Origin of the sequence: Dyella ginsengisoli LA-4 (assembly GCF_000334915.1) — a bacterium.
GTDB lineage: Bacteria > Pseudomonadota > Gammaproteobacteria > Xanthomonadales > Rhodanobacteraceae > Dyella_A > Dyella_A ginsengisoli_A.
Genome location: NZ_AMSF01000095.1, coordinates 1 through 12688, shown reverse-complemented (window position 1 = coordinate 12688; position 12688 = coordinate 1). Strand labels below are relative to the sequence as shown.

Below are 12688 nucleotides of genomic sequence, written 5' to 3'. Positions count from 1 at the left end.
CCCGGGCGTTCGCGGGCGGCCGTGGGCGCTGTTATAGTGGCTGTTCGTCTTGAGACCCGGGCCGGGTTTGGGAGGGGGGGCCGACGGTGGCAACCCCGGCGCGGCTGGGCAGAGGTAAACAACGTGGCAGAAGTCTTTTTCTACGAGCGCCCCGTGCCGCTCAACCGCACCGCCCACAAGGACCTGCGCCTGAAGGGCGTGCCGAGCCTGAAGTTCGCGGCCAACGTGCATTCGGTGCCGCTGACCGGCGTCGAGTTTCCCGCCGCAGCCCGCGACATGCCGATCCTGTTCGCCGGCACCGACGTCAAGGAAGCCGGTCCGATGGCCCTGCTTGGCCTGCGCCAGAACGAGAACCTGTTCGTCGACGCGAACGGCCAGTGGATCCCGGGCGCCTACGTGCCTGCCTTCATCCGCCGCTATCCGTTCATCCTGGCGGAGAAGCCGAAAGACCAGGAAGGCGACGATTTCACCGTGTTCCTGGACGAGGCCTATGAAGGCTTCAGCAGTGAAGAGGGCGAGCGCCTGTTCAAGGAAGACGGCACCGATGCGGAGATGCTGACCAACGCCGTGAACTTCCTCGGCGAGTTCCAGCAGCATGTCGCCCGCACGCACTGGTTCATGGACCAGCTGCGCAAGCACGACCTGCTCGAGCCGCGCAACATCCGGCTGGAGAAGGACGGCAAGACGATCAACCTCAATGGCCTGTTCGTGGTCAACGAGGAAAAGCTGCGCCAGCTCGACGAGAAGACCGCGCACGAGTTCCTGAAGGACGGCACGCTGGGCTGGATCTACGCCCACCTGTTGTCGCTGGCCAACATCGATCGCGTGTCGGCCCGCCTGAACGACCGTGAACAGACCGAGGCGCCGACCGGCAGCACTGCAGTCAACTGATCGTCACGGTGATCGATCCGGACCCGCGGCTGCCCGGCAGCCGCGGGTCTTTTTTGCTCAGCCCACCGGCTTGGCCATGCGCAGCAGGTCGGTGCCATAGCCGGCCGCCTCGTACAACGCGCGTGCCCCGTCGTTGCCGGGGAATACGGCCAGTGTGACCAGCGCGCAGCGGTGCTCGCGTGCCCACTCCTCGGCATGCTGCAGCAGGGCGCGTCCGATCCCCTGGCGCTCGTGGCCCGGCGCCACCGCCACGTCGGAGATGTGGCAGTTGGTGCGGCCGGTGAAGAAGTCCTGGGTCTTCTGCAGGTGCAGGAAGCCGACCCGCTCGCCGTCGGCATCCTCGGCCACGAACAGGAAGCTGTTCGGCGGCTGGTCGTCCAGGTGATGTGCGATGTCGCGGCGGATGCCTTCGATGCATTCGTGCCGCCGCCGCCAGGCCGGCAGGTCGAACTGGACGAAGCGCGGGACCAGGCCGAGGATGAAGTCGTCGTCGTCCTCGGCCAGGCGGATCAGGAGGGAGGGCTCGTTCATGCGTTTGGGTCGCAGCCGGTTGAGCCTCCGGTTCTACACCGATGCGCGGGTGCGACGGAAGCCCCGCCCGTGGTCCACCGCTAGAGGCGGAGCTGCACGCCGGCCGACCACAGCCGTCCCGGTTCGATCTGCAGCCCGTTGACGTGCTCGTGCACCGGCACCTGCATGAACACGAAGGCGTCCACGCGACGTCCCAGCTTCACGCCCAGCCCGGGGCTGAGATAGGCCAGCGTGGCGCCGCTGTTGGCGCGGTCGGCGAAGGCGCCGCTCTCGCGCTGCTCGCCATGCAGATTGAGCTGTACCTGCGGCACGAACATGCCGGCGTCGAGATAGCGCAGGCCCAGATTCACGTTGAGCGAATTGCCCGGACGGAAGCCGTCGCGGGCGTTCATCGCCACCTCGCCCATGGCCTGGCCGAAATAGCCGACCGAGTCGCTGAGGTAGCCGAACTTGTAGACGCCGAACAGTGCGTCGGTGGTGCCGGTGCCGCGCTGCAGGCCGCGATCCAGCAGCTCGCCGGCGGCGCTGCCGGCGTCGAAGGTCTGCTTGAACGTGCCGGTGGCCAGCTTCACGCCGAACTGCACGCCCAGGCCCGCATCCGGGCTGAAGCCCTGGTAGCGGGCGACCACGCGGATGTCGCCGATGCCCTGTCCCCTGGAAGACGACAACGTGGTTTCGCCTTCCGGCCAGGTCTCGTGGTACCGGCTGAACCAGGGTAGCTGCACCGACAAGCCCCAGGCCCGGTTGAAGCTGTAGTCCAGGCCGAGCAGGGTATTGCGGTTGATGGTCTTGCGCTGCAGCTCGTCCTCGCTGGGCAGAGGGATGCTGCCGAAGGCGACGCGGTCGGAGCCGGACACCAGCCGGGACTGGTTGAAATAGTCCTGACGCAGGCTCAGGTGCAGCCCGCGCGAGGTGGCATAGCCCTGGCTGGCCCAGTCGGAGTTGAGCGAGCAGCCGCAGGTGGAGCAGGCGGCTGCAACGCCGGGCAGCGTGGCAAGCGCGGCCGCGGCGAAGGAAGCGAGGGAGCGAGACAGGCGATTCATGGCGGATTCCTTGAAATGCGGGGCCAAGGTACGCCTTGCGGCGTACCCGTGGGTCTGATCTGGGTCAGAGGCGGATGGCGAGTTTCATCCAGGCGGTGCGCCCGGGTTCGTTCACGCGCACGGTGTTGACGTAGCCGGCCAGGCCCGCCGGGGCGGCGTTGAGGTGCTCGGCGTAGGTCCTGTCCAGCAGGTTGTCGACACCGGCGCTCAGCGTCAGGTGCCGGCCGAGGCGGTAGCTGCCGTTGAGCGAGAGCACGCCGAAGCCGCCGCTGGTTCCCAGGTCCTGGCCGACGATGTTGCCCTCGCCGACCGCCACCCGATGCTGGGCCGTGGCTATACGCCAGAGCGTGCCCAGCGACCACGCGTCGCGTGCGTAGGTGAGTCCGAAGCGGGCTTCCAGTGGCGGCATCTGCGGCAGCGGGCGATGTTCGGTGCGGTTTTCGCCCCAGGCATAGCTGAGCGAGGCGTCGCCGCTCCAGTGCGGATCGAACGCATAGCTCACGCCGGCTTCGCCGCCGGCGATGCGCGCCTGCACGTTGTTGGCCGTTCCCGTGCCCATGGCACTGGCCGGGTAGTGCATCAGGATGAAGTCCTGCACCACGCCGGCGTAGCCGGAGACCCAGGCCTTCATGCGGCTGTCGTGATACTGCAGGCCGATGTCCAGCTGGGTGGTGCGTTCCGGCTGCAGCTTGCGGAAGCTCGTGATCGAGGTGTCCACATGCCCGCCGAACAGCTCCCAGTAGTCGGGGAAGCGCTCTACATGGCCGATGCCGGCGTAGAACGTGGCCGGTGCGGAGGCGAGGTACTGCTCGTAGCGGACGAAGCCCGACGGCAGGGTGTCGGAGCGATCCGCCGTGACCGTGGTGGTCATGCTGCTGCCCATGCCGCCGCTCATCCCGCCGCTCATTCCACCCCCCATGCCTCCCGTGCCGGAGGAAGGCAGGGTGAGCTGGTAGCCGCGGGCCTGTGCGCGATCCAGCCGGACGCCGCCGATCACGCGCTGGCGGGGCGCGAGAGTCCAGCGCAGTTCGCCGAACGCGCCGACGTCGCGCATGCGGGCGTCGCGCAGGCGCGGCAGGCGGCGGTAGTCGTTCATGCTGTCCGGCGGGCCGCCGTTGCGCACGGTGTGTGCGTTGGTCGAGCCGTCCATGCCGGCGACCAGCTCCAGCACCTCGTCCCAGCGCCAGGTGCCGGCGATGCGCCCGCCGCTGGTGCGCCGGGCCACGTTGGAGGCCATCGCCATCGGCATCATGCTGGCCGGATCGGGCTGGCGCAGCGTGTAGTTGTCCATCACGTGGTCGGCGTAATTGGTGTACGCCTGCATTTCCAGCTTGTCCCAATGATGCGTGAGGTGCTGCTGCACGAGCGTCAGGCCGGCGCTTTCGCGCAGGAACTGCGAGCCATCCATGCCGCTGAAGGCATAGGCGGCCTGGCCGTTGCCCTTGCCGACGGCCAGTTCCAGCCGGGTGTCGTCACTGGGCGTCCAGCCCACGGTAGTGTCGACGTTCCAGCGGTCGTAGCGCGAGTGCACGCGGTGGCCGGCGCCGTCGGCGTAGTCCTGCGAATGGGTGTGGTTGGCGGCAACCCCCAGGTAGCCGGTCGGGGCGCCGGCGCGCAGGTCGAGGTTCTGGTCGTTGCGGCCCCAGGAGCCGCCGAGCACGCTGGCGTCGACGCTGTAACCCGGTTCGGCGTAGCGGCTGAAGTCGCGGTCGAAGCGCACCACGCCAGCCGAGTTGCCGGGCCCGTAGATCACCGTTTCCGGGCCCTTGATCACGGTGACGCGATCGTAGTTTTCCGGCGCGATGTAGGCGGTCGGCGGATCCATGCGTGACGGGCAGCCGCCGGCGATCTGGCCGCCGTCCATCAGGATGCCCAGTCGCGAGCCGCTCATGCCGCGCAGCACCGGATCGCCGTTGCTGCCGCCTTTGCGGATCATCGAGAAGCCGGGAATGCTCCTGAGCAGGTCGGCGCCGTCGCTGGCCGGCACCGGCTGGCGCGGGGCCTTCGGGTCGGTGACCACGGTGAGCGGACTGTCCTGCATCGGTGCGGTAACCACCACCGGAGCCAGCTCGGTGGCCGGTTGCGCGTCGGTGGCGAGTGCGGGGCCGGCGAGTGCCAGCGCGAGGGCGGCGGCGAGTGTGCACGGCGCGGTGCGGGCGTGCGCACGTGCACGCCGGTGAAGCGTTGGGTGAGTCATGGAGATCCCTGGAGTCGGCAGCGACGCACGGCACGCGGGCCATGCGCGATCACGGAGCGGATGTCATCGCCGGCCGTCGATCCGGCAAGGCCGGGGACGGTCGGTCAGCGATCCGCGTGGTGCAGGTTCAGGCGTGCGCGACGACGGGTGGGCCGCGGGGCGCGGCAGCGAGCAGCACGATCGTGCTGCGTTCGGGTGGCCGGACGGCGGTGAGCGACGGACCGGCCAGCGCCAGCCCGGGGATCTGCACCGGCGATGCGTCGGGCAGCATCGAATGCCCGGCCATCATGCCGCAGTAGCCGCACTTTTCCAGCAGGTGACCGGTGGGCGGGGTCTGCGTGCCGTCCGGATGATGCACGCCGCAGGCACCGATGCTGATCAGCGAATCCAGCGGGTTCGCCAGCGTCTGCGACACCACGGGCGCGACGATCGTCAGCCACAGGGCGACGATGGCGAGCCAGGCGACGAAGCCTCGTTGGCGGCGTGGAATGGGCACGGAAAGACGGTCTGTCGATTTCGACGGCCCGGCATCATGTCACGGACGCCGGGGCGGCGGTAAGCCGCTGCGGCAGGGTGTCGCTGTCAGGGCGGGGCGACGGCCTGCTGTTTCATGGCGTCGGCCAGCAGACCGTTGATCTCGGAGAGGATCCCGTCGAGATCGCTCTCGTCATAACCTACGTGCAGATCGGCCAGCGTGCCGTCCGGATGGAAGATCGCCATCACCGGGATGCCGTTGTCGCTGCCGTAGGGACGCCCGACGCTGCCATCCCCGTCGCGGCTCATCAGCAGGCTCGGCAGGATGCGGTGCATGTTGCGCGACACCGCGACGAACGTCCGGAGGCTCTCGCGATGGTTCACCGCGACGATCTGCAGCGGCAGGTGCTTCTGGATCGCCGCCTGCTGGATGCTGCCCAGGGTCGGCATTTCCTTCATGCAGTAGCCGCACCAGGTGGCCCAGAAGCTCACCACCACCACCTTGCCACGCATCGACGAAAGCGTGAGCCGGGTGCCGTCGCGGGTGACGCCCAGTGCGTCCGGTGGTGTGTCGCCGGGTTTCAGCGTTGCCCCGGCGAAGGCATGGGTGCAGGCGAGCAGGCTGGCGAGCAGCACGGCGGTCCGGCGCATGGATTTCCCCCTTGGCGAGTGCCCGCAGCGTAGCAATCGCCCGACGGCGGCGACAGTAGCGGCGCGATCGGCTCCTTCGCCCAGAAAAAGAGACGCCCGGCAGGGCCGGGCGTTTCGGGTGCAGGCAGCAAGGGTGACCTCAGGCGATCGCGGGCAGCGTCGCGACGCCGGCCTCCATCCCGGCCTGATGCATGAGGCAACGGGGCAGGATGCGGGCGAAATAGAACGACGCGGTATCGCGCTTGGCCTGCTTGAACGCCTCCGGCTGGTTGCTCTTGTCTGCCGCGGCCACGCTCCTGGCCCACAGGTAGGCGAGCGTGATGTAGCCGGAGTAGTAGAGATAGTCGTTGGCGGCAGCGCCCAGCTCTTCCGGGTTGGCCTGGATGCGGCCGGCCAGCTTCATGGTCAGCTCGCCCCACTGCTTGGCGTAGACGGCGAGCGGACCGATCATCGCGCGCAGCGACTCGTCGGCGCTGTGCTGCTGGCAGAACGCGCTGATCTCCTCCAGGAAATGCCGGAAGCCCACGCCCTGGAGCTGGAGGATCTTGCGGCCGAGCAGGTCGGCCGCCTGGATGCCGGTGGTGCCCTCGTACAGCGTGGTGATGCGCGCATCGCGGGCGAACTGCTCCATGCCGTTCTCGCCGATGTAGCCGTGGCCGCCATAGATCTGCAGCGCCTCCTTGGTGCACTCGATCGACAGCTCGGTGACCAGTGCCTTGGAGATCGGGATCAGGAACGCGACCAGCTCGCTGGCCTTCTGGCGGGTGGCCTCATCCCTGGCACGCGCCTCGATGTCGGTCTGCAGCGCGTTGTAGAGCACCAGCAGGCGCGAGCCCTCGACGAAGGCGCGCTGGGTCAGCAGCATGCGGCGCACGTCCGGCTGCACCAGCAGGTTGTCGGCCGGCTTTTCCGGGAACTTCGGGCCCGACAGCGCGCGCGACTGCAGGCGCTCGCGGGCGTAGTTCAGGCTGTTCTGCAGCGCCCGCTCCGACAGCGCCAGGCCCTGCACGCCCACCGCCAGGCGGGCGGCATTCATCATGGTGAACATGGCCATCAGGCCCTTGTGCGGCTGGCCGATCAGGTAGCCCTCGGCCTCGTCGAAGTTCATCACGCAGGTGGCCGAACCCTTGATGCCCATCTTGTGCTCGATGGCACCGGCGTAGGCATTGTTGCGTTCGCCCAGCGAGCCGTCGGCGTTCACCTTGAATTTCGGCACGATGAACATCGAGATGCCGCGGCTGCCGGCCGGGGCGTCGGGCAGCCGCGCCAGCACCAGGTGCACGATGTTCTCGGCCAGGTCGTGCTCGCCGGCGCTGATGAAGATCTTGGTGCCGGAGATCTTGTAGGTGGTGGCGTCGTTGAGGCCCTTGCCGGCCGGTTCGGCGCGGGTCTTCAGCAGGCCCAGGTCGGAGCCGGCCTGCGGCTCGGTCAGGCACATCGTGCCGGTCCAGTCGCCGGCGACGATGCGGCTCATGAACAGCTGGCGCTGCCATTCCTCGCCGTGCAGCTCCATCGCGTGGCAGGCGCCTTCGGACAGCAGGGGATACAGGCTCCACGACAGGTTGCCGGACTGGAACAGCTCGGTGGTGGCGGTGCCCAGCACCGCCGGCAGCGCCTGGCCGCCGTAGGCCTCGGGCATGGTCAGGCCGGCCCAGCCGCCTTCGGCGAACGCCTTGAACGCCTCCTTGAAGCCCTTGGGCGTGGTGACCGTGTGGGTCTCCTTGTCGTAGTGGCAGCCTTCCTGGTCGCCCGGCCGGTTGGTCGGGGCGAGCACCTGTTCGGCCAGCTTGCCGGCTTCTTCCAGCACGGCGTCGAGCAGGTCGCGGGTGTGGCCGTCGCCACCTTCCAGCCCGGTCAGCACCGCTTCGGCGCCGAGGACGTCGAAGAGGGCGAAGCGCTGGTCGTCGAGGGGGGCCTTGTAAAGCGTCATGGCGATGTCCTTCGGTGGAATGGGTGGGATGTGAGGAGCGGATCAGCGGAAGGTGCCGGGTATCCCGGGCACGGGCGACAGCCAGTCGTTGCCGCTGAAGTCGAAATCGCGGGCCTGCTTTTCCTGCTCGGGCTTGGCGCGGGCGGTGCCGCTCACCCGGTAGGCGAGCGAACCGGCGCTGCCCTTGGCCGCGACGGCGGCCAGTGCGGCGGTCATCTGTGAGGTCGGCAGCACGTCGATGTCCACCACGTCGCCGGAGAGGGCAGGGATGTCGCGCTTGAAGCTGCCGTGCAGGCGCACCGGCTCGAGCTGGGCCACCTGCAGCGTGCCTTCCAGCGAGGTGAAGTCCATCTCGCCGTAGCTGTTGTTCTGGATGCGCACGGTGAGGTGCCATCCACCGCCGGGCTGGAGCTGCAGCTGCTGGATGCTGACCGCCGGCGGGAACACGCTCTTGCGCGGCGGCCCGCAGGCAACCAGGCCCAGGGCGAGCGCGGCGGGGGCGATCCAGCGGGTCAGGCGCATCACGGCTTCTCCAAACGATCGTTTGAATGACCGATTCTACCCATCTTTGCGTGGCGGCTGAAACCGTCCCCTGCCGGGGAGCCGGGACGGTCGCGGCCAGTCGATCGCCGCGGCGGCGCGGTTTCAACGTTCATGCCGAACGGGCATCATCGTGGTTTCGCCTACCAACGGACTGTCCGCATGCCCGCACGTTTCGTCGCCCGCCGTTCGCCCATCCACGGCAATGGCGTGTTCGCCACCGATGTGATCCGCAAGGGCGAAGAAGTCGTCCAGTACAAGGGCACGCTGATGACCCATGCCGAGGCGGACGAGCTGTACGGCGATGGTGGCGAGACCGGGCACACCTTCCTGTTCACGCTCAACGACGAGTACATCATCGACGCCAACCGCAAGGGCAACACGGCGCGCTGGATCAACCACAGCTGCGATCCGAACTGCCGTGCGGTGGTGGAGGAGAGCGCCAGCGGCGACCCGCGCAGAGACAAGGTGATGATCGAGGCGATCCGTACGATCAAGCCCGGCGAGGAACTCACCTACAACTACGGCATCGTGCTGGAAGTGCCGCACACCGCGCGGCTGAAGAAGCTGTGGAAGTGCCTGTGCGGTTCGCCCAAGTGCACCGGCACGCTGCTGCAGCCCAAGGGCTAGCCGGGCGCCGATGAGCCATTACGACAAGCTCAGGCCATCGGCTGACCTGCAATTCTGCGATTGCAAGGAACTTCGTGAGCTTCTGCTGGTGCACCGGCTCACGGACAACCCGGTGCACTGTTTTGCCTGCAATGGAGCCCTCGATCCTCAGCGGTTAGGTCTCAGCAGCAAGCAGGTCGATATGGTGAGCTCCTGGCATGGCCAGTTTCAGGCGCTCTACAGCCTGTGGCTTGACTGCGGCGAGTACGAGGCCTGGGCCAAGGTCCAGTTGCTCAAGCGGGATGGACAAGTCAACCGCGACGGCCTCGCCGCAGTCGCCGCGTTGAGCGCTTTGCTGCCGACCTACTATTGGTGGTTCCACGACGAGAGCGATCCGGAGCCGCTGTGTTGCCCCGTCTGTGGCGACAAGCTCTCTGCAAGCAGGAAGCACGGACACGGCCAGTGCGACGCTTGCCAAGTGGTCATCTGAAGCCGGCGCGCGGTGGCCTCGCGGTCAGACCCGGAAGCCCAGCGTTGCCTCGACTGCCTGCCGCCAGCCGCGGTAGAGCGCGTCGCGGCGTTCGGCCGGCATGGTGGGTTCGAAGCGTCGCTGCACCGCCCATTGCCGTGCGATCTCCTCGCGGCTGGACCAGAAGCCGGTGGCCAGTCCGGCCAGGTAGGCAGCGCCCAGCGCGGTGGTTTCGGTGACCTCTGGCCGCACCAGCGGCACGCCGAGGATGTCGGCCTGGAAGCCGGCAAGGAAATCGTTGGCGATGGCGCCGCCATCCGCCCGCAGCTCCTTCAGCTCGATGCCGGCGTCGGCCTGCATCGCGGCGAGCACGTCGCGGGTCTGGTAGGCCATCGACTCCAGCGCGGCGCGCACGAAGTGTTCCTTGCTGGTGCCGCGCGACAGGCCGAATACCGCGCCGCGCACGTCGCTGCGCCAGTACGGCGCGCCGAGGCCGACGAAGGCCGGTACGAAGTAGACGCCGTCACTGTCGCCGGCGCGCTCGGCGTAGGCCTGTGAATCGCTGGACTTGCCCAGCATGCGAAGCCCGTCGCGCAGCCACTGCACCACCGAGCCGGCGACGAAGATCGCTCCTTCCAGCGCGTACTCGACCCGGCCGTCGACGTCCAAGGCAATGGTGGTGAGCAAGCCGTGTTCCGAGGCCACGGCCTTGTCGCCGGTATGCATCAGCATGAAGCAGCCGGTGCCGTAGGTGTTCTTGGCCATGCCCGGCTCGAAGCAGGCCTGGCCGAACAGTGCGGCCTGCTGGTCGCCCGCCACGCCGGCGATCGGCACCGCGTGGCCGAAGAACAGCTCCGGCAGGGTGTGGCCGTAGATCTCGCTGGACGAGCGCACCTCGGGCAGCATTGCGCGGGGTACCTCGAGCATCGCCAGCAGCTCGTCGTCCCACTGGCGCGTGTGGATGTCGTACATCAGCGTGCGCGACGCATTGGTGGCATCGGTGACGTGTGCCTTGCCGCCGGTGAGGTTCCAGATCAGCCAGCTGTCGATAGTGCCGAAGGCCAGCTCGCCGCGGCGGGCACGTTCGCGCGCGCCGTCGACGTGGTCGAGGATCCACTTCACCTTGGTGCCGGAGAAATACGCGTCGATCAACAGGCCGGTCCTGGCCCGCACCATCGCTTCGTGGCCGGCAGCCTTCAGTGCGTCGCAGATCCCGCGGGTCTGCCGCGACTGCCACACGATGGCGTTGTGGATCGGCTGGCCGGTGGCCCGGTCCCACACCACCGTGGTCTCGCGCTGGTTGGTGATGCCGATGCCGGCGATCGCGCGTGCGTCGACCTGGGCGTTGTGCATCACCTCGGTGATGGTGCTGAGCACGCTGGACATGATCTCGCGCGGGTGGTGCTCGACCCAGCCAGGCTGCGGGAAATGCTGGGTGAATTCCCGCTGCGCCACGCCGGCGATGCGACCGGCGCGGTCGAACAGGATGGCGCGGGAGCTGGTGGTGCCCTGGTCGATCGCCAGGATGTACTCGGCGCTCATGCGGTCTCGGCGGTGGCGTGGATCGGGTCGCAGAGTGTCGCCCAGTTGCGCGGCCGCGGCACGGCACGCTGCCGCATCGGCCGATCACGCTGGTCTAACGCGGCGACGACGCCCCGGCGATGCCCGACCTGCGACAGTCGCCTTTCCCACTTCCGAGGAGCGCCGCCATGAGCACCACCGACCTGCATGGCCGCCGTATCGCCGTCCTGGCGACCGACGGTTTCGAACACAGCGAACTGACCGAACCCAAGCGCCTGCTGGAGGCGGCCGGGGCACGCGTCGAGGTGGTGGCGCCGGACGGCTCGAAGCAGATCCGCGGCTGGAAGGGCGGCGACTGGGCCGAGCCGGTGAAGGTTGACCTGCCGCTGGCCAAGGCCCACGCCGAGGACTTCGACGCCCTGCTGCTGCCCGGCGGCGTGATCAACCCCGACCAGCTGCGCCTGAAGCACGAGGCGATCGAGCTGATCCGCGACTTCGGCGCGGCCGGCAAGCCGGTGGCGGCGATCTGCCACGGCCCGTGGACGCTGATCGACGCGGGGCTGGTGATGGGCCGCAAGGTCACCTCCTGGCCGTCGCTGCGCCACGATCTGGAGAACGCCGGCGCACAGTGGCAGGACAAGGCGGTGGTGGCCGACGGCACGCTGATCACCAGCCGCAAGCCGGACGACATCCCGGCGTTCACCGAGGCGCTGATCGAACGGCTGGCCGCCTGAGGCCGGCGCCCGAGCGGGCGCCGGCGGTCGGCTCAGTCGTCGTCCGGATGCGGGCGCCACGCCTCGCGCAGCTGCTTCTGCATCGCCGGCGGCGCCGCCTCGTAGTGGCTCAGCTCCATGCCGTAGCGGCCGCGGCCGGCGGTGACCGCGCGCAGTTCGGTGGCGTAGTCGGCCAGCTCGGCCAGCGGCGCCAGGGCGCGGATCAGCAGCTCGCCGCCGCGCTGCAGGTCGGTGCCGAGGATGCGCGCGCGCTTGCCGGCCAGGCTGCCGGTGATGTCGCCCACGTGCGCCTCGGGAATCGCCACCTCCAGCGACACGATCGGCTCCAGCACCACCGGCTGCGCCTTGCCCACCGCGTCGAGGAAGGCCTTGCGCCCGGCGGTGATGAAGGCGACCTCCTTCGAATCGACCGAGTGGTGCTTGCCGTCGAGCACGGTCACGCGCACGTCCTGCAGCGGGAAGCCGGCGACCGCACCATGGTCCATCGCCTGGCGCACGCCCTTCTCGATCGCCGGCAGGAACTGGCCGGGGATCGCGCCGCCCTTCACCGCGTCGACGAAGGCGAAGCCGGCACCGCGCTCCAGCGGTTCGACCCGCAGCAGCACCTCGCCGAACTGGCCGGCGCCGCCGGTCTGCTTCTTGTGCCGGTGGTGGCCGTCGGCGCTGGCGGTGATGGTTTCGCGGTAGGCGATCCGCGGCGGATGCGTGGTGACTTCCACGCCGTAGCGTTCGCGCATGCGTTCAAGCGCGATCGACAGGTGCAGCTCGGAGAGCCCGCGCAGCACGGTTTCGTTGAGCTCGCGCCGGTGCTCCACGCGCAGGCAGGGATCTTCCTCGGCCAGCCGCGCCAGGGCCAGCGCCAGCTTCTGCTCCTGGCCCTTGTGCTTCGGTTCCAGCGCCAGCCCGGCCATCGGTTCCGGATAGGCCATCGGCACGAGGTGGATGCGGTCCTCGTCGTGCGAGTCGTGCAGTACCGCGTCGAAGTGGATCTCCTCGACCTTGGCCACCGCCGCCATGTCGCCGGGCACCGCCTGCTCGATCTCGACGTGGCGGTTGCCCTCGAGCCGCAGCAGGTGGGCGACGCGGAACGGCTTGCGG

At 68.7% G+C, this 12688-nt stretch carries 12 protein-coding genes and 1 pseudogene; 4 read left to right on the top strand and 9 right to left on the bottom strand.

Annotated features, from left to right (window positions below):
• Positions 1-123 precede the first annotated feature (123 nt).
• On the top strand, positions 124-891 hold the full coding sequence (locus tag C693_RS0119625; RefSeq protein ID WP_017463986.1) for a SapC family protein: 768 nt from the start codon (positions 124-126) through the stop codon (positions 889-891).
• A 57-nt stretch (positions 892-948) separates the two neighbouring features.
• Here C693_RS0119625 and C693_RS0119620 read toward each other — a convergent pair whose 3' ends face one another.
• The 7 genes from C693_RS0119620 to C693_RS0119590 all read right to left on the bottom strand — a co-directional run bounded on the left by C693_RS0119620 (position 949) and on the right by C693_RS0119590 (position 8239).
• Entirely contained in the window at positions 949-1422 is a 474-nt protein-coding gene (locus C693_RS0119620; protein ID WP_017463985.1) for a GNAT family N-acetyltransferase, read from the bottom strand.
• 80 nt (positions 1423-1502) lie between these two features.
• Entirely contained in the window at positions 1503-2465 is a 963-nt protein-coding gene (locus C693_RS0119615; RefSeq protein WP_017463984.1) for a hypothetical protein, read from the bottom strand.
• Between the two features lie 64 nt (positions 2466-2529).
• Complete coding sequence (locus tag C693_RS0119610; protein ID WP_017463983.1) at positions 2530-4662, bottom strand: TonB-dependent copper receptor; 2133 nt, start codon at positions 4660-4662, stop codon at positions 2530-2532.
• A gap of 127 nt (positions 4663-4789) precedes the next feature.
• A complete protein-coding gene (locus C693_RS22790; protein WP_017463982.1) occupies positions 4790-5158 on the bottom strand; it encodes a DUF2946 domain-containing protein in 369 nt (122 codons plus the stop codon).
• 86 nt (positions 5159-5244) lie between these two features.
• Entirely contained in the window at positions 5245-5787 is a 543-nt protein-coding gene (locus C693_RS0119600) for a TlpA family protein disulfide reductase (RefSeq protein ID WP_017463981.1), read from the bottom strand.
• A 139-nt stretch (positions 5788-5926) separates the two neighbouring features.
• On the bottom strand, positions 5927-7717 hold the full coding sequence (locus C693_RS0119595; RefSeq protein ID WP_017463980.1) for an acyl-CoA dehydrogenase C-terminal domain-containing protein: 1791 nt from the start codon (positions 7715-7717) through the stop codon (positions 5927-5929).
• Positions 7718-7759: 42 nt separating this feature from the next.
• Entirely contained in the window at positions 7760-8239 is a 480-nt protein-coding gene (locus C693_RS0119590) for a hypothetical protein (RefSeq protein WP_017463979.1), read from the bottom strand.
• A gap of 180 nt (positions 8240-8419) precedes the next feature.
• On the opposite strand from C693_RS0119590, the gene C693_RS0119585 reads away from it, so the two are divergent.
• Positions 8420-8887, top strand: a complete 468-nt coding sequence (locus tag C693_RS0119585; RefSeq protein ID WP_017463978.1) for an SET domain-containing protein — start codon at positions 8420-8422, stop codon at positions 8885-8887.
• Positions 8888-8897: 10 nt separating this feature from the next.
• Positions 8898-9356: a DUF2310 family Zn-ribbon-containing protein gene (locus C693_RS0119580; protein WP_017463977.1), complete on the top strand. Its 459-nt coding sequence runs from the start codon at positions 8898-8900 to the stop codon at positions 9354-9356.
• A gap of 24 nt (positions 9357-9380) precedes the next feature.
• Here C693_RS0119580 and glpK read toward each other — a convergent pair whose 3' ends face one another.
• The gene (glpK, locus tag C693_RS0119575) at positions 9381-10877 is read right to left on the bottom strand and encodes a glycerol kinase GlpK (protein ID WP_017463976.1); all 1497 of its coding nucleotides are present in this window, start codon (positions 10875-10877) and stop codon (positions 9381-9383) included.
• A 167-nt stretch (positions 10878-11044) separates the two neighbouring features.
• Between glpK and C693_RS0119570 the strand changes: the two genes are divergently transcribed.
• Positions 11045-11590, top strand: coding sequence for a type 1 glutamine amidotransferase domain-containing protein (locus C693_RS0119570; protein WP_017463975.1), 546 nt, complete (start codon positions 11045-11047; stop codon positions 11588-11590).
• Positions 11591-11622: 32 nt separating this feature from the next.
• On the opposite strand, the pseudogene fusA reads toward C693_RS0119570, so the two are convergent.
• Positions 11623-12688, bottom strand: a pseudogene (gene fusA / locus C693_RS0119565) (elongation factor G); the annotation flags it as partial.